Origin of the sequence: Quatrionicoccus australiensis, from assembly GCF_020510425.1 — a bacterium.
Classification (GTDB): Bacteria; Pseudomonadota; Gammaproteobacteria; order Burkholderiales; family Rhodocyclaceae; genus Azonexus; species Azonexus australiensis_A.
The window spans coordinates 1053573-1076128 of the sequence record NZ_JAHBAH010000001.1; the positions used below are offsets into that span (position 1 = coordinate 1053573).

The window sequence follows — 22556 nt, forward strand, 5'->3', positions numbered from 1 at the left end:
ATGCACAAGAAACCCACCCTCGGCCTGGCCGGCATCGTCCTGCTCGCGACCAGCTCGCTGGCCACGGCCGGCGAACACGCGACGCCGCGCGAGGCCCGCGCCCTCTTCGACCAGGCGGTCAAACACCTGCAGGCGAACGGCCCGGACAAGGCCTGGCCGGCCTTCAACGAGCGCAAGGGAGCGTTCGTGCGCAAGGACCTCTATGTCTATGTGATCGACCGCCAGGGCACCTATGTTGCCAACGGCGCCGCCCCGGACAGCCTGATCGGCCTCAAGGTGCTCGATACGGTCGACGCCGCCGGCAGCCCGATTTTCCGCCAGATGATCGCCGTCACCGACAAGCAGCCGGAGGCGCGCATCCGCTACGTCTGGCTCAACCGCAAGAGCAACCATGTCGAACCCAAGGTCGCCTGGCTGCATCGCGAAGGCGACTACATCCTCGGCGTCGGCTACTACGCGCCACGGTCAACCGCCGACGATGCCCGCAAACTGCTCGACGCGGCGAGCGCCGAGGTGCGCAAGTCAGGCATTCGCAGCGCCGCCGGCAAGTTCAACGACACGCGCGGCAGCTTCGTGCGCGACGACCTTTACGTCTTTGCCGTCAACCTGGAAAGCGGCAAGTTCGAGGCGCACGGCATGAACCCGAAATGGGTCGGCACCGATGCCAGCGACCTTCACGATGTCGAAGGACATCCGCTGATCCGCGAGATGATCGAACTGGCCCGGAGCAAGGGCGAAGGCACGGTCGATTACGTCTGGCGCAACCCGGTGACCAATGCGGTCGAGAAAAAACGCACTTTCATCCGGCGCGAAAACGGCAGCCTGATCGGCGTCGGCTTCTACAGCGAATAATTCGGGCAAAAAAACGCCCGCTCCATAAGAAGCGGGCGCTATCAGAGAACATCCGGCCCCCCGACCGGGTGTTCGGCACGCGCTCAGACCCGGTACTGGGCCACGACCCGATGCATTTCCTCGGCCAGACCAGCCAGTTCGCCGGCCGTGTCGGAGGTCGCACTCGATGCCGAGCTGTTTTCTTCCGACATCTGGGCGATATGTTCGACCTGCTGCGCGATGCTGGTGCTCGCCATGCTCTGTTCGCGAATCGCGCTGCTGATGTCGCCAACCATGTCGACCGCCTGACGCGAACTGCTGCCGATTGCCTGGATCGCCACATTGGCCTGTTCGGCACTGCTCACCCCGGCTTCGACCTTGTCCACCACCTGGCGGATACCCTGCACGGCCGACTGGGCACTGGTCTGCATCTCGGCAATGGTCTTGCCGATTTCCTGGGTCGATTGCGTCGTCCGCTCGGCCAGCTTGCGCACTTCGTCGGCAACCACCGCGAAACCGCGCCCCTGCTCGCCGGCCCGCGCCGCTTCGATCGCGGCATTGAGCGCCAGCAGGTTGGTCTGATCGGCCACTTCCTTGATCACCGCCACGACATGGCTGATCCGCTCGCTCTGCTGTTCAAGGCAGGAAATCTGGTCGGCGGCGCTACGTACGGTTTCGGCAATGCCGTTGATGCCGCTGACGGTCTGGCCAATGATGCTTTCGCCACGCTGCGCCTGCTCGCCGGAGGACAGCGACAGCTCGTTGGCTTCGCGGGCGCGGTCGGCAACGTGGTTGATGCTGACCGTCATTTCCTCGACCGTCGCCGCCATGCTGGAAGCCGCTTCGCTCTGTTGCGAGGAGGCAATCGACATCTGGGTCGACGAAGTCGCGACACGGTTGGCCGCCGAATTCACCGCCGTCGTGTGACGGGAAATTTCCTTAAGGCTCCCCTGCAGACGATCGAGCAGGCGATTGAAGGCACCGGCCGCCTTGGCTACCTCGTCTTCGCCCTTGACCGGCAGACGGCCGGTGAAATCGAGCGAGCTTTCGATACGCGAGAAGATTTCGACCATGCCGCCCAGCGATGACGTGACATGGCTGTAAAGCAGGAAGCCCATCGTCCCGGTCAGCGCCATGGCGAGCAGGATGACCAGCGTTGAAACGGTCTTGCCGCTCGAGTAGGCCTCTTCCGCCTTTTGCACTTCCTGCTCGGCCAGCGACTCGTTGTACTTGGCATGCGCCTCGATGTTCTCGCTGATCTTCTTGGAGATTTCACCGGCCGGGCCCATGCCGGCCTTGGCCTTGTCGGGTTGCCCCGCCTTGGTCGCCGACAAGGCAACGTCAAGCAGAGGGATGTAATCCTTGACCAGGCTGCGGGTCGTCTCCAGGTACTGCTTGTCCTTGTCATCGCTGATCAGCTTTTCATAAGCGAGAATATGCTGATCGATTTCCTGCTTGGCAGATTCGATCCGCTTTTCGTAAGCCGGTCGCTGTTCCTCATTGCTGACCAGGAAGCCAAGCACGGCAACCCGCAAGCGCAGGAAGCTGCTGTCCATGTTGGCAACCTTGCGAATACTCGGAATCGAATTTTCGTTGGCGTACTTCAGGTTGGCATCGATCGCCCCCATCTGGCGCAGGCCGAACAGGCCAACCACGATCAGGCCGGCGACGGCCACCAAAATCAAGATGGCCAAACGTTTTGCAATAGTCATTTTGTCTCCCCCCAATTAACGCAACATATTACTTTACGCATAGTAAACCGGGTTCGGAAGAAAAACGAGTCATTGCACGCGCAAGCCAGGCAAGCGCCGAGAAATTGTCCGGAATGCCCCTGCTACAGCCAGGGCAGGACTTGCCGACGCAGGGCAACGCTGACGATATAGGCGTAGGCCAGCACCGCCAGAAACAGGAAGACGATGCGCCCGTTTCTGCTTCTGCAGCGCTTGAGTGCCAGCGCGCCGCAAACGATGTAGACGAGCAGGCCACCCAGCTTGGCGCTCAGCCAGTCCTGTGCCAGCGGATACTGGCCGCTAGACCAGGCCAGCCAAAGTGCGCTGCCGAGCAACAGGCTATCGAGCAGATGCGGCAGACGCCGGGTCAGGCGCGCCTGCAACAGCGGCGAGGAACGCAGCATCCAGATGCCGCGCAAGGCGAAGCCGAGACCGCTCAGCACGACACAGCCGACGTGCAGGTATTTGACTGCGAGATAGCTCATGCCGCCAGTTTCTCGCGAATCACGGCACCATGCTGCCGGTAACGCCGCAGCGCCGCCAGCAGGTTGAAAGCCAGCCCGCCGCTGGCCAGCATCAGCGCCAGCCCGGCCGGCCGCGCCAGCCAGTCGGGAAAGACGACCGCAGCGAGCAGCAGCACGACAGCCAGCAACCAGGCCTTCATTTGGCGCTGCATGGCGAGATCGGGCAGGATGCGGCTCATGTTCGGGGCCGGCAGCTTGCCCTGCCCCTGGTTCTGCAGATGCAGCCAGGCGAGGAAAGGCACGATCTTGTAAAGCATGCCGATGATGAAAGGCAGAAAACCGCCGGCGATCAGCAAAATCCCGAAAAACAGGGGCCAGCCGGGCAACTCGGCAAGCTTGGGCGCGAGCGCAGCGGTCAACAGCATGCAAAGGGCAAAAATGCTCGCGACCAGACCGAGTTGCCAGTAACGATAGGTCGCATCGGCACGCGCCCGCCGGCGCCGGCCTTGTAAACGCAGGGTCAGGCCGGCAAAGGCCAGCCCGGCCAGCGCCAACCCGGCCTGGGCCACTCGCACCAGCAGCGGCATGGCGAGCAGCACGGCCAGGCTCCACAACAGCAACAGGCCGATGATCAGCAACGGGAACAACCAGCCGGGCCGCGCCGGATAACCCGGCGTCAGCTGGAACATCGGTACCACGACATAGGCCACGGCAGCCAGCAAGACGCCGGCCCAGCCAGCCAGGCCCAAGCCGGCGTGCAGATCGGTCAGTTCCGGCAGGGGCAAGGCCCAGCCGCGCGCCATGGCCAGCGCCAGCACGACACCGAGGCCGGCAACGGTCAACAGGCCAAAAAAAGCCAATTTCAAACCTCGGATGGTCGGGCTGGTCGATGGCACAGCAAACAAGGCGCGCCCGCCGACGATCAGGAAGACGAGAACACCCAGGCCGAGCAGCCCGGCGCCGCTTTCGAGCAGCAGCGGTTGGCCGAAATAAAACCCGGCCGCCAGCAGCAGGACGCCACCGCTCAGGCAGGGATGAACAACGGCGGCGACGCGCAGCGGCTGCGCCAGGTTGGCGCCGGCTACCACCGGCAGAATCTGGATCAGCGCACCGAGCATGACCTGCAGCATGAAACCGACCGTCATCAGGTGCGTGGCCGCCAACGTGGCCGGCAACCAGCGCGAGGCAAACAGGTCAGGGCCATCGATCAGCAACAGCAAACCGGCGAGCAGCGCAAAGAGCGGCGCCGTGATGAAGAAGCGCAGCGGCGCGGCAAAGGGCGGCGCGTTTTCGAAGGAAAGCAGTGCCTGCATGGGAAAGCCGCTCGTTTCGGCCGTTCAGCGTGAAATCAGGATTTCGAAGGTGCCGTCGGGCAACAGTTCGGTGCTGTAGGCATGCCCGTTCCGCGTCAGGACCTGGTAGAGCGGATGCGGCTCACGGTAGAGCAGGAGCAGCATTTTTTCGCCCGGCTGAAGCGTATCGAGCATTTCCATGGTCTGCACGAAAGGCTCGGGCGGCTCCATGAAGCGGGCGTCGACGACATGCGGCGTTTTGGCGTGAAGCGGGGTGTCAGTCATACCAGGGCAAGGTCGCTGTTCAGGCGTTCGAGCACGGCCGGCAGTTCGCCCGGCAAGTGCTGATCGCACATCGGGTAGAGAATGTTCTCTTCCTTCATGTTGTGCTGCTGCATCATGATGACCAGGGTTTCGGCCACGCCGAGATAGTCGTCGGCATTACCGGCCGCCAGCGCGGCGGCGGCATCGTCGAGCAGCGTGCGCATCTGGGTGTGCTCAAGGCGCATGACCTGGGTCGGCCCCATGCTCATGCCGGTCTTCGCCTCGAAAGTCGGGAACAGCGTTTTTTCCTCGGCAGCGAAATGCGCCAGCATCGCCTGCCGGAAGCAGGCAAAGGCCGCGGCGGCCGTGCTTATCTTGTTTTCGGCCATCGCCTCTTCGGCAACGGCAAAAAGATCGTCGCAATGGCGATGATCGTCGGTCATCAGACTGCGGATAGTGGTCATGGCGGGCTCCTGCGTTGGGAAAACCCATTGTCCGGAGCGCTACCGCCCGCATCTTTGACCACGATCAAATCCGCAAAAATCAGGCGCTGACGATCCCGACCTGCAATTCGTCAAACCAGTTGATGAAGCGTGCCACGTCCGCCCCCTGGTAAATCGCGCCGTGCTGCGGGCAGAGCATGTCGATATCCATCTGCGACACCCGCTCGCACCAGCGCCGCTTGGCTTCGTTCGAGCCCATCCAGCGCCGGTGAAAACCTTCGGCATGCCGGATGTGGCGGTCGAAATCCTCGACGAACAGGCCGGTCTCGCCCGCTGGCAGCAGGGCTGCGCCGACATCGCCGGAAAACATTACCTTGGCGATCTTGTCGTAGAGATTGAAGTTGCCGGAGGAGTGCAGGTAATGCGCCGGCACCGCCTGCAGGATCAGGCCTTCGAGCGAAATTTCCGAACCCTGGTCCGGGATCGAGACAAACGTATCGGCGGTACCACCGAAGTGCGGAATGAAACTGCTCCACAGCCAGCTGATATGGCAGCGCATGCCCGGATTGAATTCCAGCCAGAGCGCCAGGGATGAACAGATATCGGGATCCTGGTGCGATGCGAAGATGCCGGCCAGCGCGGTCGGATCGAACTCGGCAGAAAGCGCCGAAAAGACCGCCGGGAAAATCTCGGCTCCGCCCGGATCGACCAGCAGGCCGCGCCCGCCGTTGGTCACCAGGTATTCGTTGGTATCGACGATGAAGTCCGGCTTGGCCGGATCGCGAACGATCGCCACCCACTTGTGGTTGCCGTCCTGAAAAATGGTTTTTGTCGTTTTCATTGCTTTCTCCCCCTCCCGCTTCAGTTGCCGGTAAAAAACGCCGAGCGGCGCAGTGCTTCGAGCGAGAGATGGATTTCTTCGACGATGTTGTCGAATTCGCCCGACACCTGGGCCAGCGGCACGGCAAAGGCCTGGCCGTAGGCGGCTTCGATTTTGGCCGATTTGGCGAGTACACCGCCCAGTTCGACCATCCGGAAAGCATCTTCCATGGCCAGCTTGAGCTGCCGGCGCAGGCTGGCCAGTTGCGCCTCATGCTGCTCGCTCTTGCCCTGGCGCCGTTGCAGAATGGCGGTCAACGCATCCTGCGGCGCCAATTTGCTGGCATCGATCAGCAAACGCGTGAAACGCAGATCCTGGAGCATCACCGAAACCTCGTTGACGCAGGCATAGACCAGCTTGGTCAGCGTATCCATGCAGGTCCGCAGGTCCTGCGAAAAAACCCGGAATTCGTTGGAGAGCACGCCGAAGCCGCGTGCCGCAGTCCCCGCCCGCTTGGCGAGGAAAATGGCGTTGAGCGCCATGATGTTGATCTTGAAGGAAACACCGACGACCCGCTTGATCTCTTCATTGATACGGACAATGCGCAGCAGGTCGTCACCCGCCTGCGGCCCTTGCTCGATTGTCGTCGGGAAATTCGTCATTGCAGGCACCATGGGGTTTCCAGCCAGCGGCTACTGTATCAATTCAGGCCGCTGGTGGATAGCCCACGCTACTGCAAGGGGGATGCCGCTATTTTTCCAGCACGTAGGTACCGGGTGCGTCGGCCAGCGCCGGGAACTTGCGGTTGGCGGCCGGATAGGCGTCGACCAGATTGCCGGTGCGTTCGCCCAGCCACTGCGTCCAGTCTTCCCACCAGGTGCCTGGCCGCTTCTCGGCGCGCTCCTGCCAGTGTTCCCAGTGCTCGTTGCGTTCCGGCTCGGCAATCCAGTAGGCCCGCTTCGGCGGATTGGCCGGCGGGTTGACGATGCCGAGAATGTGACCGGAGGTCGACAGCACGAAACGCACCGGCGCGGCGACATTGACGTACTTGCGGATGCGGTAGCACTGCTTCCACGGTGCGATGTGGTCGTCCTCGGCGGTCACCGCGTAGAGCGGCTGCACGATGCGGTCGAGATCGATGCTTTCGCCGGCGATGGTCAGCTTGTCGCGCTTGACCAGGTTGTTTTCGAGATACATCTCGTGCAGGTAATAGGAGTGCATGGCCTGCGGCATGCGCGTCGCGTCCACGTTCCAGAACAGCACATCGAACGGCGGCAGCTTTTCACCGAGCAGGTAGCTACTGACCCAGTAATGCCAGATCAGGCTGTTCGAGCGCAGCAGGCGGAAGGAGGTCGCCATTTCGGTGCCGTCAAGATAGCCCTTTTTCGCCATCGACTCTTCAAGCGCCGCGATGCAGGCGTCGTCGATGAAGACATCGATGTCGCCCGGATGCGAGAAGTCGGTCAGCGTAGTGAACAGCGTCCAGTGCGCGACCGGCACCTTGTCGGCGCCAAAGCGCTTGTTGGCCCAGGCCATGTAGGTCGACACCAGCGTACCGCCGATGCAGTAGCCGACCAGATGCACCTGCGGCACCTTGCAGAATTCGCAGGCGACGCGCACCGCTTCGTTGACACCTTCGAGCAAGTAATCGTCGAGGCGGACATCGGCCAGTTCGGGGCCGGGATTCTTCCAGCTGGTGATGAACACCGAGAAGCCCTGGTCGGTCAGGTACTTGACCAGACTCTTCTTGGGATTCAGGTCGAGGATGTAGAACTTGTTGATCCACGGCGTCGTGATGACGATGGGCATCGCCCGCACCTTGTCGGTGGTCGGCGTGTAATGAATGATCTCGACCAGGCGGTTGCGGAACACCACCTTGCCCGGCGTCGTCGCCAGATCCTGGCCGACCGTGAAGGCATCGGGCTCGACCATCTGGATGTTCTTGGCCTTGGCATCGCGCTGGAAATTTTCCCAACCCAGTTTCAGGCTTTCGCCATTGGTCTCGACGCAGCGCTGCATCGCCACCGGATTGAGCCAGAAGAAATTGGTCGGCGCCACCATGTTCAGCCATTCGCGCAACCAGAAGGCGGCACGACGCCGCTCCTTGTCGGACATGCCTGGCGTCTCGAAGTACATGTCCTGCAGCCGGTGGGTGAAGGCCAGGTACCATTCCTTGATGATGTCCCAGGAGGCCGACTCGGTCCACAACGGATTGGCAAAACGCGCATCATCGCCGTGCGGCGTGATGACGTCGGTTGAAGGCAGCCCCATGGCCCGCCGCGTGACATGCGACTGCAGAGCAAAAAGATCGCCCGACAGGGCGTTGACCGCCCGCGTCAGTTCCTGCGGATGCATCATCCACGCCATCTGGGCGTTGAGCAGGGAAGTCGTGACGCCATAGGGGTCGAAGGCATTGCTGACCGCCTTGCCGACCGACTCGAGGGGACTCAGGCTGCTGATATCGACACTGTTATGACGCGAGGACGAATTACCGGACATGGCGCTTACCTCTTCCTGAATGCTTACTGACTAGAGAGTCATCATATTACGACGAACTCGCCGGGCCGTGGCAGATGCACCTCCGGCCAGCCCAGTTTTTCTTCGATCGCGGCGGCCAGCGCAGCACTGGCCCCGGCTTCGCCATGCACCACGAAAGTCTTGCCCGGCGGCGCGCGAAAGCCGCCCAGCCAGCCGAGCAAGGCGCCCTGATCGGCATGTGCCGACAGCCCGCCAACGGTGTAGATGCGTGCACGGACCGGCACCGGCTGACCAAAGATATGAACCAGGCGGGCGCCGTCGACCAGGCGTCGGCCAAGCGTACCGGCGGCCTGGAAGCCGGTGATCAGGATGCTGCACTCGCTGCGCGGCAGGTTTTCGCGCAGGTGGTACTTGATCCGCCCGGCCTCGCACATGCCGCTCGCCGAAACGATCACCGCCCCCTGCCGGACCTCGTTGAGCGCCTTCGACTCCTCGACATCGCCGACGAACTGGATGCGCATCTTGTTCGGATGCCCTTCCTGCCAGGCAATCAGCTCGCGTGTTTCCGGATCGAGCAGTTCCTGGTGCGCCATGGTGATCTGCGTCGCCTTGCTCGCCATCGGCGAATCGACATAGACCTTGAGCGGCGCCAGGCGCTTGCGGCGGATCAGGTCGGCCAGCATGTAGAGCAGTTCCTGCGTGCGACCCACGGCAAAGGCGGGAATGATCAGGTTGCCGTGTGCGGCACGGGTGCGCTCGAAGGCATCGACAATTTCGTCTTCGGTTTCCTGCAGCGAACGATGCGAACGATTGCCGTAGGTCGACTCGACGAGCAGGACGTCGGCGGCCAGCGGCTGTTCCGGATCGCACAGCACCGGCCGGTCCGGCATGCCGAGATCGCCGGAGAAGACCAGGCGGCGAGGCCGGCCTTCACCGCTGACGGTCACTTCGAGCAAAGCCGAACCGAGGATATGACCGGCATCGCGAAAGCGGACCGAAACATTTTCTGCCGGATTGAAGCTTTCGCCATAGTTGACCGGTTTCAATTGCTCGAGCACGGCCTGCGCCTGCATCACCGAATAGAGCGGCGCCGGAATGCCGCGCTCGGTGGCGCCGCGCCGGTGCCGATGGCGCAATTGCCACTCGGCTTCCTTTTCCTGGATGTGAGCACTGTCCGGCAACAGCACTTCGAGCAGATCGATGGTCGCCGGCGTCGTGTAGATCGGCCCCTTGTAACCGAGCATGGACAGGCGCGGCAGCAGGCCGGAATGATCGATGTGCGCGTGCGTAAGAAGCACGAAGTCGATGTCGCGTACATCAAAGCCGAAGTTCAGGGCCCGCAGGTTCTTGCTGCGCGCCTCCGGTCCGCCCTGGAACATGCCGCAATCGACGAGAAAACGCGTATCTCCAGCCTCAAGGAGATAGCAGGAACCGGTCACTTCACCGGTGGCGCCCAAGAAACCGAGTCGCATGTTTTATTTCCTCCTGACTTGGCGTAGCATGAACCTCAACAAAGCCGAATGCAACGCTGGCACAACGTTTCAGGAGATAGACTCATGTTCAAGCACATTCTCGTTCCGACCGACGGTTCCGAACTTTCCCGTGCCACGGCCGCCCGTGCCGTGTCCTTTGCCGGCGAGACCGGCGCCCGCGTCACCATCTTTTTCGCCAAGCCGGAATACCCGATCGCCTACTTCGGCGAAGGCGCCCTGATCGACCCGACCACGCCGGAAAAATTTGCCGAACTGGCCGAGCAGCAGGCCGCCGAATATCTCGGCGAAGTCCAGAAACTGTGCGCCGATGCCGGCGTCGAATGCAGCACGATATCCGCCACCAGCGACATTCCCTACGAAGCGATCATCGCCGCCGCCGAAACCGCGGGTTGCGACCTGATCTTCATGGCCTCGCACGGTCGACGCGGCATCAGCGGCTTTTTGCTGGGCAGCGAAACCAACAAGGTCCTGACTCATTCCAAGATCCCCGTGCTGGTTTACCGCTAGGCAAATCCGTTCCCGATAAAACCGCCATCCTGTTTGTTCCGGTCTTGCTCCGGCAATGACCGGAATCTGGCTGTACTCGCTCCAAAGCCATCGCCATGGGCGCACCTGAAACCGCTTCCGCCTTTCGCTTCCAGCGCCAGATACTGCTCCCGGTCGGTCTGGTGCTGCTGGTGCTGGTCGTCGTTTTCGCACAACTTTTCAGCAAGCATCTGCAGCAGCAAGAAATACAGGCGACCGAAGCCAGCGCCGAACTGGTGCGCACCGCATGGGAAAACATGCAGGTCGACAGCACGCGGCAACTGGCCTGGTTCGCCGACGAAGCCGCACATAACAAGACGCTGATTGCCGCCATGCGGCATGGCGACCGCGCCGCCCTGCTTGCCGCGACACAGGACAGACTGCAGCAGTTGCGCCAGGAATTCGGCATCAGCCACTGGTATTTCATCGCGCCCGATGGCCATATCCTGTTGCGCGTGCACGAACCGGCAGTAGCCGGCGACCTGGTCAAGCGCAAGACCTTCCGCGAAGCATCGAGCAAGGACCTGCCGGCCAGCGGCCTGGAACTCGGCATGACGGCAACCTACACGCTGCGCCATGTCAAACCCTGGCACGTCGACGGTCAGTTGATCGGTTACATCGAAATGGGCACCGAGGTCGACTGGTTCGCCAACATGATTCACAAGCTGCTCAAGGTCGAGGTCATGACCGCGGTACACAAGGCGCAGACCAGTGAAAAAGCCTTCCTGACCGGAAAGCATGCGCTCGGCTTCAGCGGCGAATGGAATGAGCACCCCCGATTCGCGCTGCTCAACCAGAGCCTGGACAAGATTCCGGCCGGCCTGGTCGCGCCGTGGGAGCAGGCCGTTGCCGGGCATGACCCAGGCGTTGTCGAGGTCAGGGATGCTGGCAAAACCTGGTTGAGCCGCATCCTGACCCTGGAAGATTACAACCAGCAACCGGTGGTTTCCATCGCCATCCTGCGCGACGTCAGCAGCAGCCGGCAAGCCAGCAAGCAGCAACTGGTGATGCTGATACTGGGTGCCACTCTTCTCGCCATCCTGCTCTTTCTAGCGCTTTCGCGCCGCCTGCAGAGCGTCGAAAACCGCCTGCTCGACGCGCATGAATCGCTGGCCGCCAACGAGCAACGCTTTCACGATATTTTCTCGACCAGCGCCGGCTGGTGGTTCTGGGAAATGGATGCAGAACTGCGCTTCTCATTCTTTTCAGACAGTACCAACGCCATCCTCGGCATCGACACAAGCAAACTACTTGGCAAGACACGCCGCGACATCCTCGCATCGGTCGACCCGCGCGATCTGGCCGAAATGGATCGCCACATTGCCGAGCTTGAAGCACATCGGCCCTTCCACCAGTTCGAGTACCGCATGCAACGCGCGGATGGTGCCCTGTGCTGGCTCAGCCTGAGTGGTGTTCCGGTCTTTGACCGGCACGGCAATTTCGTCGGTTACCGCGGCGCAGCCTCCGACATCACCGCCAAGAAACAGCACGAAGAAGACGAACACGATGCCCGCGAAGGCGCCGAAACCAAGTTCGCCATCGCCAGCATCCTGCAGGACACGGCCCGCCCCCTGCAGGAGCGCTTCAACGATTCGCTCGCCGCCATTTTTGCGATGCACGGCCTGAGTATCGAGAAGAAGGGCGGCGTCTTCCTGTTGCAGCCAGGCACAGAGCAACTCAGCCTGTGCACCTCGCTTGGCGCCTTTTCGCCCGAATCCCTCGCCGGCGAACAAAACGTGCCGCTCGCTCACTGCCTGTGCGGACGGGCGGCAAAATCCGGTGAAATCATCATCTCGGATGGCTGCCAGAGTAACCCGGAACACGAAAACAGCTGGCCGCCAGAGGGCAACCACGGCCATTACATCGTGCCGCTGCTGCTTGCCCAGGAATGTCTCGGCATCCTTTTTCTCTATACCCAACCCAATCCGTCGCACTCGGCATTGCGTCTCGAAACGCTGCACCAGATCGGCCAACTGTTCGCGCTGGCCATTGCCAACGACCGCACGCTGGCCGCACGCAAGGAAGCCTCCGAGCGGGCCGAAGCGGCAAGCCGGGCCAAGAGCGAGTTTCTCGCCAACATGAGTCACGAAATCCGTACGCCGATGAACGGCGTGATCGGCATGACCGACTTGCTGCTCGACACCAAGCTCGATGCCGAGCAGAAGGAATATGCCCAGATCGTCCGCAACAGCGCCGGTTCGCTGCTGACCATCATCAACGACATTCTCGACTTCTCGAAAATCGAAGCCGGCAAGCTCGACATCGAGCATATCGATTTCAATCTTGAAGAAATGCTGGCCCAGACCTGTCTGCTGCCCGGCATCAAGGCCCGGGAAAAAGGCCTGCAATTCATTTACGAACCGGAAGCCGGCCTGCCCGAGCGGCTGCGCGGCGACGCCGGCCGCATGCGACAGGTGCTGACCAACCTGCTCGGCAATGCGATCAAATTCACCAGCTTCGGCTCGGTCCGGCTGCGGGTCGCACCGCTCACCCGTGACACCGACAGGATTCGTCTGCGCTTTACGGTCCACGATACCGGCATCGGCATTTCCGACGAGCAGATCAGCGAGTTGTTCACCCCGTTCTCCCAGGCCGACAACTCGACAACCCGCCGCTTTGGTGGCACCGGGCTTGGCCTCTCGATTTCAAAGCAACTGGTTGAACTGATGCACGGCGAAATCGGCGTCAGCAGCAGACCGGGCAAGGGTTCGAGCTTCTGGTTCGAACTGCCGCTGGAAATCAGCCACCGGGAAGCCAGCCAGACGCCCCTTGTCGATGCAGACCTGCCACCGCAACGCATCCTGCTCGTCGAAGACAACCTGGTGAACCAGAAAGTCGCCGAAGGCATCCTCTCCCGCCTCGGCCATCTCGTCGAAATCGTCGGCAACGGCCAACTGGCGCTCGAAGCGCTCGGACGCAGCAATTACGACCTAGTGTTGATGGATTGCCAGATGCCGGTCATGGACGGCTTCACTGCCACCCAACGCCTGCGCAGCTCAAGCACGGCCATCAACCCGGCCATCCCGGTCATCGCCATGACCGCCCACGCCATGCAGGGCGACCGCGAACAATGCATCGCCGCCGGCATGAACGACTACATCGCCAAGCCGATCAGCGAAAAGGAAGTCCGCGCCGCCCTGGCGCGAACCATCGCCGGCATACACTGAGCGCACGCCGGCCTTGGCCGGTCAGGCTGACGCGTCGGGCTGCAGCAGAGCCATCACCTGAGGCTGAACACGTTCAAGTTCCGCGAGCACATCGTCCGGCACCTTGTCGTTGTCGACAAACGCCTCGGCATCTGTTGCCGAAGAACGTGGCGTAGCGTCCTCAAGGAGAAAATCGAACTCCTTGTCCAGACTGATCGTGAACAACCAGTCGGTTTTCCCATCCAGATTGATGCGGACAACCACATCCCGATAGTCCGCTGCGTCGTTGGCAACAGCGACCTGTGTCTTCTTGGCCATGATGGCATCCTCCCGCCCGATGGGCATCGCGTGAAACCCGAGTTTACCCGAGCCCGGCGGAAACGATTCTGATCAGGCAAAAATCGGCCACGGGAGCCGATGCTCCCCAATCCTTCCAGAGACGCCATCCAAACTGCAGCTTGACGCTGAAACCTGCCGGAGGGCCCATGCGAAAAACCCGGCTTGATGCCCCTATTGGCTGACTCTCTCTTGTTCAGTTCGCATCGCAGTATTTCAACGGACTCGGGAGTAGCTGTTGAACGCAGGGCGATTCAATTTGAGCGCTGGCACAAAAAATAGACGAAGCGAACCACAAAGTAATAAGCCGTTCCCAGGCCCAAATCGATCAGCAGCCGACTAGCGCCAAGCGTGGAAAAGCCCATCGCATTCAGCGTCCCGGATAGAGAACTGCCCAACAATAACGCCCCGGAAAAAAACAACACTTTGCTCGATAGCGTTGATAGGAAGACCGGTCTCGACCCAAATCGCAATCCGCAGTGGCAGCGGCGGGTCACCACCGCTGTTTGCTGCAGGCATTCCGGGCATTGCCGTTTCCTTGACCGCAGGACTTCACGCATACCCATACTCAGCTCACGAAACGATAGCCGACACCGGATTCAGTCAGAATGTGTTGCGGCCGGGTCGGATCGTCCTCGATCTTTTTCCTGACATGGCCCATATAGACACGGACATAGTGGCTGTCTTCGGCATGGGATGGCCCCCAGACAGCCTTCAGTAGTTGCCGATGGGTCAGTACAGAGTCCGGATTGGCGATCAGATGGGCGAGCAGCCGGAATTCAATCGGGGTCAGGTGAATTTGTTGCCCGGCTTTTTCGACAATCCGTTTGCCGAGGTCGACGCGAACATTGCCGAACTCGAATACGCTCATGCCGGTTGCCCCCGACCGGAAACGCCGGCGCAAATGTGCCCGGACGCGCGCCAGCAATTCCGCGGCACCAAACGGCTTGATCAGGTAATCGTCGGCACCGGCATCCAGCGCAGCCACCTTGTCGGCTTCTGCCGTGCGGGCGGAAAGGACGATGATGGGAATGTCTGACCAGCTGCGCAGGTCGCGGATCAGGTCGATTCCATCACCATCCGGCAGACCAAGATCAAGGACCACCAGATCGGGTTGCCGGGTACCCACCTCGATCAAGCCGCGTGCCACCGAGTCCGCCTCGTAAACCTCGAGCGCCTCGGCCTCCAGTGCCAGGCGGACGAAGCGCCGGATCTTCCCTTCATCTTCGACAACGATCACGATGGGTGTGGTGGTGGACATTCAGCAAGCCCCTTCGTTTTCCGTAGCTTCTTCATCATCAAGAAGCGGCGGATTGCCTTTCGGCAAGGTGAACATGAAACGGGCTCCACCCAGCGGCCGATTTTCAGCATGAATCTCGCCACCATGCGCTTCGACGATGGCCCGACAAATGGCCAGCCCAAGCCCGACACCGCGGGTAGCCCCCTCCGGCTGACCGCGTTCGAATTTCTTGAAAATGACTTCCTCTTTGCCTTTGGGCAAGCCGGGACCGTTATCGTCAATCCAGACCTCAATGGTGCTTTGCATCACATTCGCGCCGATTTCCACCAAACTGCCCGTGGGCGTGTATTTCACGGTATTTTCCAAGAGGTTGTAGATCACCCGCTCCATCAATACGGAATCAATATTGACCAGCGGCAGATTCTCATCGAGCGAGACCTTGATCTGATGCTGGGCAAAAGCCCGCTCCAGAGATTTCAGGGCACTGACGACAACCTCTTCCAGCGGCTGCCATTGCCGGTTCAACTCGACGCGACCAGCCTGCAAACGAGCCATGTCGAGCAAGTTGTTAACCTGGCCGCTGACCCGCAGAGCCTCCTCCTTCAGCGAGCGGGCGATCTCGGCCTGCGGGCCGCTCGGCGGCGGCTGGGTCAGGAACATCGAGTCGGCGAGGCCGACCAGGACACTCATCGGCGTACGCAGATCGTGCGAGATGGCCGACAGCACGGAATTGCGCAAACGCTCGGACTCCATTTGCACAGTGGTGCTCTGCGCCACCTCGACGTAATGCACGCGCTCCAGGGCGATAGCGATCAGCGAGGCGAAGGTGTCGAGCAGGCGCCGCTGCTCCGGAATCAGCAGACGATCGGAGTGCTGCATTTCGAGCGCCAGTACGCCACGCTGGCGCATCGGCGCCTTCAGCGGCAAATACAGGATGGGGCTGGCCGCCAGGGTATTGGTCCCCTGCCCGGCTGCCTCGCCATGATCGAAGGCCCACTGGGCGATGCCCAGGTCGACGACGGGCAATGTATTGGCCGACGGCAGCGCCGGCTGCAAGCGGTCGCCGTCATCGGCCAGCAGAAAAGCCGCCCGGGCACCAAGTTCGGCGACGATGAAACGCTCGCCGATTTCGGCAATCTGCTCCGGCATCAGCGCACCGGAAAGATCGCGCGACATTTCGTAAAGGGAACGGACACGCTGTTCACGGCGGGTCGCCACCTTGGCCTGGTATTTCGAGCCTGCAGTCAGTTGACCGGTGATCAGACCGACCGCCAGCATGACGAGAAAGGTCATCAGGTACTGCACATCGCTGACCGCGAAAGAGAAGCGAGGCGGAACGAAGAAGAAATCGAAGATGGCCACCGACAGGAAGGAAGCCAGGACGCCTGGGCCTCGCCCGTAACGCACGCTGACCAGCACCACTGCCAGCAGGAAAACCATGACGATATTCGGCAGATCGACGATCGGAAACAAGGCAGCGGCAGCCAAGCCGGCCAGGGCACAACCGGCAGCCGACTTGGCGTAGCTTGTCCACTGGTCAAATACGTTTTCAGTGGTGGTTTCCCGGGCAGACTGCCCCAACTCACGTTCGGCATCCGAGCGGGCAATCTGCAACACATCGAGATCCGGGGCCTGTTGCCCGACCCGGTCGGCGAAGGAGCGGTACCAGGGTCGCCAGGCACGCAGGTGATCGCGACCGACAACAATTTTCGCCAGGTTGTGATCTCGGGCGTATTTGATCGCGACCTGGTCGGCCTCGCTACCCGACAAAGTTGCCGTCTGCGCGCCCAGTTCCTCGGCCAGTTTCAGATTGCGCAGGATGCGGTGCCGGCTGGCCTCCGACAAACGCTGCAAGGTAGGCGTTTCGATATAGATCGCGTGCCATGGCGCTTCCAGGCGACTGGCGATGCGGGCCGTGGTGCGAACGACCTTTTCCGCACCAGCACCGGTGCCGATGCAGGCCAGCAAGGAGTCGCGGGTTTGCCAGACGGGCGAAACGAACTGGTCGCGCCGGTATTGCAGCATCTCGTCATCGACGCGGTCAGCCGTGCGGCGCAGCGCCAGTTCCCGCAGGGCAATCAGGTTGCCCTTGCGGAAAAAGTTGCGAATCGCCCGCTCCGCCTGATTTGGCAGATAGACCTTGCCGGCCTGCAGACGCTGCAGCAATTCGTCAGGCGGCAGATCGACCAGCACAACCTCGTCGGCCGCATCGAAAACCTTGTCGGGCACCGTTTCCCAGACCCGGATGCCGGTAATGCCGCTAACCACATCATTGAGACTTTCCAGGTGCTGGACATTGATCGTTGAATAGACGTCGATGCCGGCCGCCAGCAATTCGTCGACGTCCTGCCAGCGCTTCGCATGGCGCGAGCCGGCGACATTGGAGTGGGCCAGTTCATCCATCAGGATCAGCGCCGGTTTGCGGGCCAGCGCTGCATCCAGGTCGAATTCCTTGAGCGTGCGCTCGCGATAAGGCACATCACGCTGCGGCAGGCACTCCAGGCCATCGGCCATGACCTCGGTTTCCAGGCGGCCGTGCGTCTCGACGACACCGATCAGCACATCGACGCCGGCCAGCAATTGCTGCCGCGCCGCACCGAGCATGGCGTAGGTCTTGCCAACGCCAGCCGAGGCGCCAAAAAATATCTTCAGCTTGCCGCGCCTGGCCTTCGCCTCTTCCACATTCAGGCGATTTAGCAGTTGGTCGGGATCGGGTCTTTGATCTGACATGAGCCTTATTTTTCCTGTAAGCCTTTGGCTATTTCGGCCAGAACCCTGGCCCGAACCAGTCCGGGGTAAACCGACTTGCAATGCGGAGAACAGGTCCGCGGTCGACCATAGGACAACTGATCCAGTACCGCATGGACTTCATGCGCCTTGCCGCAAACCGGGCATATATGTCGCGCCATGGTGAGTTATGCCGCGTGTTCCGCATAACGTGCCAGGGCCACCGCCTGATTGGCAATGCTTGAGGAAACGATAAAAGTTTCCCGCCCGCAGACATTTCCGAGAGCCAGCGCCAAACTGAGCGCTGCGACTCCCGCCACTGCCATGCGCACCGGATTGCCATATCCGGACAAAAAGACCCGAATGCCTTCAACCCCCATTCCCGTCGCCGGAAATGTCATCACCACGGCAGCCTTGCCGGGTTCCAGGGCAGCGATTTCAAGCGAGCCATTCGTCGAAGCAATACCGATGCATAAGTCCGAGTTCATGTGATCCTTCACTTTCGATTGATAAACAACCAGGCCATCCCCAGTGGTACGACGATAACGGCCACCGTCAGCAGAAAATTCACGGCATCCATATTTCCTCGTTTCCACAGGTCTGGTACCAGACGAATACTAGACAGGACAATTTCAAGATTTTGCAAAATATCGGGGGGCGGATATAAAAAGAACGTAAAAACCAGTCTGCCGGGTCAGACTGGAACGGGCCAGTCCGCAAACAATTGTTTTACCGCTGCCGACTCCCGGCCCTGATGCAAACGCTCGCGGAAACGGGCATCGGAAAACAGCCGCGTCGCTTCAGCCAGGATGCTCAGGTGTTCCTCCGTCGCCTGCTTCGGCACCAGCAGGACAAGGATATCGGATACCGGCTTGCCATCCGGGGCGCCGAACGGAATCGGCGACTGGAGACGAACGTAGGCCAGTTGTATGCAAAGAAGGTCCTTGATGCGCGCGTGTGGAATGGCAACCCCCTCGCCCAGGCCTGTTGATCCAACCTGTTCACGACGCGACAGACTGAGGACAACCCACTCCTTCGGCATGCCGTGCATCGCCTCCATGTGCCGACCGATGGCGTCGAAGAGTTGCTCTTTGTTCGCCACCTCCAGATCAAGGATGATGTCCCGTGCGGGAAGAAGATCAGCGATCGATTTCAAAGGGTATTCCTCCTCGGGACGATGTATCCGCCAGCGTTCGATCCACTGGCGGCACGATGCTGCGGGATGGCCCGCAGCATCGCGCTTGATGAACTGCGCGGGCATGGGCCTGCGTTCAGAAAGCCTTGACGACAGAAAGGACGGCGATGCCGCGACCGCCATTTTTGCTCTTCGTGCCGGTCTTGTTGCCCTGGGCATCAAGATTATTGGAGAAGCAATAGACTTGACTGGTAGCGCAGTCACCCTTGGCATCGGTGTCCACGTAGGCAAGACCAAAGACGTAACCGCTGACATCCTTGGTCACACCAAGTTTCCAGTCGGTGTAGGAAGCGTCGCTGACTTTGCCAAAGTCGAGATGACCAAGGTGACCATTGACCGCCCAGCCCTCGCCCAGATCGTAGTTGGCACTGAGATCAATGTAACCAGCCCCCTTGGTGTTGCCACCGGTGGAGGTTTTTGCACCGAAGTAGTCAGTCACGGCATAGGAATACTTGAGCGAGATGAATTTCCAGCTGGCAGCGACGTACAACTCGCCGTTATCGACTGTCTTGCCGAGATAGGTGGAACCCGGGTAGTAGTAATACAGGCCACCGACATCAAGCCCGAAATCGCCAAAGCTGGCCTTGTAACCGCCGTAGAAATCCGTTTCCAGATTGCCTTCCGGATAACCGGCACCGGAAGAGACATTGGAATTCCAGTTGCCGAAATACAGACCGCTCGAATGGGTGTAATCGAGGCCGCCTTGCAGGGCCGGCTTGCCGAAGGTCTGGTCGATACCACGGAAACGGTAGCTGGAAAACAGGCCGAGATTGCCGGTCAGGCTATGCTCGGAGGTCGGCGCATCCTCGGCCAGAACCGGTGCCGCACAAGCAGCAGCCAGGGCAAGGGCGACAAGGGAACGAAGCGAAGCGGTATTCTTTTGCATGAAAATCTCTCTGTAGTTTAACGAAGTGCATCAAGCGCAATATTGAGTTGCAGGACATTGACCCGCGGCTCGCCGAAGACGCCCCATTGGCGGCCTTCGGTATGCTGGCTGACCAGCGCCTTGACATCGGCAACCAGCAGATGGCGCTGGCCGGCAATGCGGGCTACCTGGTAGACAGCGGCTTCCGGACTGATGTGCGGGTCGAGCCCGCTGGCCGAAGCGTTGACCAGATCGGCCGGGATCGGCAGCTTGTTGTCAGGGTCAGCCGCCTGCAAAGCCTCGATCCGCCCCTTGACGGCATCGACCAGGGCCGGATTGAGCGGTCCCTGATTGGAGCCGCTGGAGGCACTGGCGTTGTACGGCATCGGCCCGGTGGCCGAGGGACGGCCCCAGAAATACTTGGGATCGCTGAAGTTCTGGCCGATCAGTCGGGAACCGACTGCCTTGCCATCCTTGACGATCAGGCTGCCAGCGGCGGCTTCGGGGAAAGCGAGCTTGGCGACGCCGGTGACGGCCAGCGGGTAGGCAATACCGGTGACGGCAGTAAGCAGAACGAAGAGACTGACGGCAGGACGCAACAGGGTTTTCATGAGTTTTCTCCTCAGGCCAGACCGACGGCGGCAATTGCCATGTCGATCAGCTTGATGCCGATAAAGGGAACGATGACGCCACCTAGGCCGTAGATCGCCAGATTCTGGCGCAACAGCGTTGCAGCGCCGAGCGGCCGGTACTTGACGCCTTTCAGGGCGAGCGGGATCAGGAAGACGATGATCAGCGCATTGAAGATCACCGCCGACAGGATGGCCGAGGCCGGACTGGCCAGCCCCATGACGTTGAGCGCGGCGAGTTGCGGGTAAGTCGTCACGAAAGCGGCCGGGATGATCGCGAAATACTTGGCGATATCGTTGGCGATGGAAAACGTCGTCAGAGAACCGCGCGTCATCAGCATCTGCTTGCCGGTCTCGACCACCTCGATCAGCTTGGTCGGGTTGGAATCGAGGTCGACCATGTTGCCGGCTTCCTTTGCCGCCTGCGTGCCGGTGTTCATGGCCACCGCGACGTCGGCCTGGGCCAGCGCCGGCGCGTCGTTGGTCCCGTCGCCGGTCATCGCCACCAGGCGGCCTTCCGCCTGGTACTGGCGGATCAGCGCCAGCTTGGCTTCCGGCGTCGCTTCCGGCAGGAAGTCATCAACCCCGGCTTCGGCAGCGATGGCGGCAGCGGTAATGCGGTTGTCACCGGTCACCATGATGGTCTTGATGCCCATCTGGCGCAGTTCGGCAAAACGCTCCTTGATGCCGCCCTTGACGATGTCCTTGAGTTCGACGACACCCATGACGCGCGTCCCGTCGGTGACCACCAGCGGCGTACTGCCGCGCCGGGCGACCTCATCGACCTTGCCGATGACCGATTTGGGAAAACTGCCGCCCAGCGCCTCGACGTGTTTCCTGATGGCTTCGGCCGCGCCCTTGCGGATCTGACGGCCTGCCATGTCCACGCCGCTCATCCGGGTATTGGCCGAGAAATGCACGAAATGGGCATCCAGCGCGTGAATATCACGCTCGCGCAACTGGAAGCGCTGCTTGGCCAGCACCACGATACTGCGCCCTTCCGGCGTTTCGTCAGCCAGCGAGGCCAGTTGGGCGGCGTCGGCCAGTTCGGCTTCGCTGACACCATCAGCCGGCAGGAAAGTGGAAGCTTGACGATTGCCCAGCGTGATCGTGCCGGTCTTGTCCATCAACAACACATCGACGTCGCCGGCCGCTTCGACGGCACGGCCGGAGGTGGCAATCACGTTGGCCTGCATCATGCGGCTCATGCCGGCGACACCGATGGCCGAAAGGAGCCCGGCGATGGTGGTCGGGATCAGGCAGACGAGCAGCGCGATCAGCACCGTGATGCTGATCGGCGTACCGGCCCCGGCCACTTCGACGCTGAACAGCGAGAACGGCAGCAGGGTGACGACGACACCGAGGAAGACGATGGTCAGCGCGACGAGCAGGATGGTCAGGGCGATTTCGTTCGGCGTCTTCTGACGCTTGGCGTTTTCGACCATGGCAATCATGCGGTCGACGAAGGTTTCACCCGGATTTACCGTGACCCGGACGACGATCCAGTCGGACAGCACGCGGGTGCCGCCGGTCACGGCCGAGAAGTCGCCGCCGGATTCGCGGATAACGGGAGCCGATTCGCCGGTGATGGCGGATTCGTCCACCGAGGCAACGCCTTCGATGACTTCGCCGTCGGCCGGGATGGTTTCCTGCGCCTGGACAACGATCACGTCACCCTTGCGCAGGTCGGCGGCCGGGGTCATCTGCCACTCCGCACCGAAGCGGGGTTCGCGCAGTTTCTTGGCCCAGGTTTCCTTTTTCAGGCCGCGCAGCGAAGCAGCTTGCGCCTTGCTGCGGCCCTCGGCCAGCGCTTCGGCAAAATTGGCGAAAAGCACCGTGAACCACAACCAGATGGTGATGGCCAGGATGAAGCCGGGCTGCGCCTCCCCCTCGCCACCGAGGGCTTGCACCCAGAGGATGGTGGTCAGGATGCTGCCGACGTAAACGACGAACATCACCGGATTGCGCCATTGCACCGCCGGATTGAGCTTGCGGAAGGCATCGGCGATGGCGGGCAGGGCCAGCGCCGGATCGAACAGGGTAAAAGTCTTGCGGGTCATTATTTTCTCTCCCCTCGC

21 protein-coding genes are annotated in these 22556 nt (G+C 61.3%); 3 read left to right on the forward strand and 18 right to left on the reverse strand.

Going from position 1 to position 22556, the window contains the following annotated elements; genetic code table 11:
• On the forward strand, positions 1-852 hold the full coding sequence (locus tag KIG99_RS05175) for a cache domain-containing protein (protein WP_226459169.1): 852 nt from the start codon (positions 1-3) through the stop codon (positions 850-852).
• 83 nt (positions 853-935) lie between these two features.
• Here KIG99_RS05175 and KIG99_RS05180 read toward each other — a convergent pair whose 3' ends face one another.
• From KIG99_RS05180 to KIG99_RS05220, 9 genes are all read right to left on the reverse strand, one after another.
• Complete coding sequence (locus KIG99_RS05180) at positions 936-2543, reverse strand: methyl-accepting chemotaxis protein (RefSeq protein WP_226459170.1); 1608 nt, start codon at positions 2541-2543, stop codon at positions 936-938.
• A 122-nt stretch (positions 2544-2665) separates the two neighbouring features.
• Positions 2666-3046 carry a SirB2 family protein gene (locus tag KIG99_RS05185; RefSeq protein ID WP_226459171.1) on the reverse strand — a complete coding sequence of 127 codons (381 nt, stop codon included), beginning with the start codon at positions 3044-3046 and terminating at the stop codon, positions 2666-2668.
• Positions 3043-4338, reverse strand: coding sequence for a hypothetical protein (locus KIG99_RS05190; RefSeq protein ID WP_226459172.1), 1296 nt, complete (start codon positions 4336-4338; stop codon positions 3043-3045). The genes KIG99_RS05185 and KIG99_RS05190 overlap by 4 nt, the downstream gene beginning before the upstream one ends.
• Before the next feature lie 24 nt (positions 4339-4362).
• Positions 4363-4602, reverse strand: a complete 240-nt coding sequence (locus tag KIG99_RS05195; RefSeq protein ID WP_226459173.1) for a DUF2249 domain-containing protein — start codon at positions 4600-4602, stop codon at positions 4363-4365.
• Positions 4599-5045 carry a hemerythrin domain-containing protein gene (locus tag KIG99_RS05200; protein ID WP_226459174.1) on the reverse strand — a complete coding sequence of 149 codons (447 nt, stop codon included), beginning with the start codon at positions 5043-5045 and terminating at the stop codon, positions 4599-4601. The genes KIG99_RS05195 and KIG99_RS05200 overlap by 4 nt, the downstream gene beginning before the upstream one ends.
• A 79-nt stretch (positions 5046-5124) precedes the next feature.
• Entirely contained in the window at positions 5125-5865 is a 741-nt protein-coding gene (locus tag KIG99_RS05205) for an oxygen-binding di-iron domain-containing protein (RefSeq protein WP_226459175.1), read from the reverse strand.
• Positions 5866-5885: 20 nt separating this feature from the next.
• Positions 5886-6506: a chemotaxis protein gene (locus KIG99_RS05210; RefSeq protein ID WP_226459176.1), complete on the reverse strand. Its 621-nt coding sequence runs from the start codon at positions 6504-6506 to the stop codon at positions 5886-5888.
• Between the two features lie 88 nt (positions 6507-6594).
• Positions 6595-8343: a PHA/PHB synthase family protein gene (locus tag KIG99_RS05215; RefSeq protein ID WP_226459177.1), complete on the reverse strand. Its 1749-nt coding sequence runs from the start codon at positions 8341-8343 to the stop codon at positions 6595-6597.
• Between the two features lie 41 nt (positions 8344-8384).
• Positions 8385-9794: an MBL fold metallo-hydrolase RNA specificity domain-containing protein gene (locus KIG99_RS05220; RefSeq protein WP_226459178.1), complete on the reverse strand. Its 1410-nt coding sequence runs from the start codon at positions 9792-9794 to the stop codon at positions 8385-8387.
• Between the two features lie 84 nt (positions 9795-9878).
• On the opposite strand from KIG99_RS05220, the gene KIG99_RS05225 reads away from it, so the two are divergent.
• Positions 9879-10322: a universal stress protein gene (locus KIG99_RS05225; protein WP_226459179.1), complete on the forward strand. Its 444-nt coding sequence runs from the start codon at positions 9879-9881 to the stop codon at positions 10320-10322.
• Positions 10323-10417: 95 nt separating this feature from the next.
• Positions 10418-13507, forward strand: a complete 3090-nt coding sequence (locus KIG99_RS05230) for an ATP-binding protein (protein ID WP_226459180.1) — start codon at positions 10418-10420, stop codon at positions 13505-13507.
• A 21-nt stretch (positions 13508-13528) separates the two neighbouring features.
• On the opposite strand, the gene KIG99_RS05235 is transcribed toward KIG99_RS05230, so the two are convergent.
• The 9 genes from KIG99_RS05235 to kdpB form a co-directional block, all read right to left on the reverse strand.
• Positions 13529-13804 carry a hypothetical protein gene (locus KIG99_RS05235; RefSeq protein ID WP_226459181.1) on the reverse strand — a complete coding sequence of 92 codons (276 nt, stop codon included), beginning with the start codon at positions 13802-13804 and terminating at the stop codon, positions 13529-13531.
• 272 nt (positions 13805-14076) lie between these two features.
• A complete protein-coding gene (locus KIG99_RS05240) occupies positions 14077-14382 on the reverse strand; it encodes a hypothetical protein (RefSeq protein ID WP_226459182.1) in 306 nt (101 codons plus the stop codon).
• Between the two features lie 8 nt (positions 14383-14390).
• Entirely contained in the window at positions 14391-15083 is a 693-nt protein-coding gene (gene kdpE, locus KIG99_RS05245) for a two-component system response regulator KdpE (protein WP_226459183.1), read from the reverse strand.
• Positions 15084-17792, reverse strand: coding sequence for a two-component system sensor histidine kinase KdpD (kdpD, locus tag KIG99_RS05250; RefSeq protein WP_226459184.1), 2709 nt, complete (start codon positions 17790-17792; stop codon positions 15084-15086).
• Positions 17793-17977: 185 nt separating this feature from the next.
• Positions 17978-18385, reverse strand: a complete 408-nt coding sequence (locus KIG99_RS05255; RefSeq protein WP_226459185.1) for a hypothetical protein — start codon at positions 18383-18385, stop codon at positions 17978-17980.
• A gap of 98 nt (positions 18386-18483) precedes the next feature.
• Entirely contained in the window at positions 18484-19050 is a 567-nt protein-coding gene (locus KIG99_RS05260) for a PTS sugar transporter subunit IIA (protein WP_226459186.1), read from the reverse strand.
• 10 nt (positions 19051-19060) lie between these two features.
• Entirely contained in the window at positions 19061-19870 is an 810-nt protein-coding gene (locus tag KIG99_RS05265; protein ID WP_226459187.1) for a TorF family putative porin, read from the reverse strand.
• A 17-nt stretch (positions 19871-19887) separates the two neighbouring features.
• Positions 19888-20460, reverse strand: a complete 573-nt coding sequence (gene kdpC, locus KIG99_RS05270; protein ID WP_226459188.1) for a potassium-transporting ATPase subunit KdpC — start codon at positions 20458-20460, stop codon at positions 19888-19890.
• A gap of 11 nt (positions 20461-20471) precedes the next feature.
• Entirely contained in the window at positions 20472-22538 is a 2067-nt protein-coding gene (kdpB, locus tag KIG99_RS05275) for a potassium-transporting ATPase subunit KdpB (protein ID WP_226459189.1), read from the reverse strand.
• Positions 22539-22556 lie beyond the last annotated feature (18 nt).

What these genes read in the sequence shown, in the direction of transcription:
- KIG99_RS05175 (WP_226459169.1), top strand. Translation starts at nt 1, where the DNA reads ATGCACAAGAAACCCACCCTCGGCCTGGCCGGCATCGTCCTGCTCGCG.
- KIG99_RS05180 (WP_226459170.1), bottom strand. Translation starts at nt 2,543, where the DNA reads ATGACTATTGCAAAACGTTTGGCCATCTTGATTTTGGTGGCCGTCGCC.
- KIG99_RS05185 (WP_226459171.1), bottom strand. Translation starts at nt 3,046, where the DNA reads ATGAGCTATCTCGCAGTCAAATACCTGCACGTCGGCTGTGTCGTGCTG.
- KIG99_RS05190 (WP_226459172.1), bottom strand. Translation starts at nt 4,338, where the DNA reads ATGCAGGCACTGCTTTCCTTCGAAAACGCGCCGCCCTTTGCCGCGCCG.
- KIG99_RS05195 (WP_226459173.1), bottom strand. Translation starts at nt 4,602, where the DNA reads ATGACTGACACCCCGCTTCACGCCAAAACGCCGCATGTCGTCGACGCC.
- KIG99_RS05200 (WP_226459174.1), bottom strand. Translation starts at nt 5,045, where the DNA reads ATGACCACTATCCGCAGTCTGATGACCGACGATCATCGCCATTGCGAC.
- KIG99_RS05205 (WP_226459175.1), bottom strand. Translation starts at nt 5,865, where the DNA reads ATGAAAACGACAAAAACCATTTTTCAGGACGGCAACCACAAGTGGGTG.
- KIG99_RS05210 (WP_226459176.1), bottom strand. Translation starts at nt 6,506, where the DNA reads ATGACGAATTTCCCGACGACAATCGAGCAAGGGCCGCAGGCGGGTGAC.
- KIG99_RS05215 (WP_226459177.1), bottom strand. Translation starts at nt 8,343, where the DNA reads ATGTCCGGTAATTCGTCCTCGCGTCATAACAGTGTCGATATCAGCAGC.
- KIG99_RS05220 (WP_226459178.1), bottom strand. Translation starts at nt 9,794, where the DNA reads ATGCGACTCGGTTTCTTGGGCGCCACCGGTGAAGTGACCGGTTCCTGC.
- KIG99_RS05225 (WP_226459179.1), top strand. Translation starts at nt 9,879, where the DNA reads ATGTTCAAGCACATTCTCGTTCCGACCGACGGTTCCGAACTTTCCCGT.
- KIG99_RS05230 (WP_226459180.1), top strand. Translation starts at nt 10,418, where the DNA reads ATGGGCGCACCTGAAACCGCTTCCGCCTTTCGCTTCCAGCGCCAGATA.
- KIG99_RS05235 (WP_226459181.1), bottom strand. Translation starts at nt 13,804, where the DNA reads ATGGCCAAGAAGACACAGGTCGCTGTTGCCAACGACGCAGCGGACTAT.
- KIG99_RS05240 (WP_226459182.1), bottom strand. Translation starts at nt 14,382, where the DNA reads ATGCGTGAAGTCCTGCGGTCAAGGAAACGGCAATGCCCGGAATGCCTG.
- kdpE (WP_226459183.1), bottom strand. Translation starts at nt 15,083, where the DNA reads ATGTCCACCACCACACCCATCGTGATCGTTGTCGAAGATGAAGGGAAG.
- kdpD (WP_226459184.1), bottom strand. Translation starts at nt 17,792, where the DNA reads ATGTCAGATCAAAGACCCGATCCCGACCAACTGCTAAATCGCCTGAAT.
- KIG99_RS05260 (WP_226459186.1), bottom strand. Translation starts at nt 19,050, where the DNA reads ATGCCCGCGCAGTTCATCAAGCGCGATGCTGCGGGCCATCCCGCAGCA.
- KIG99_RS05265 (WP_226459187.1), bottom strand. Translation starts at nt 19,870, where the DNA reads ATGCAAAAGAATACCGCTTCGCTTCGTTCCCTTGTCGCCCTTGCCCTG.
- kdpC (WP_226459188.1), bottom strand. Translation starts at nt 20,460, where the DNA reads ATGAAAACCCTGTTGCGTCCTGCCGTCAGTCTCTTCGTTCTGCTTACT.
- kdpB (WP_226459189.1), bottom strand. Translation starts at nt 22,538, where the DNA reads ATGACCCGCAAGACTTTTACCCTGTTCGATCCGGCGCTGGCCCTGCCC.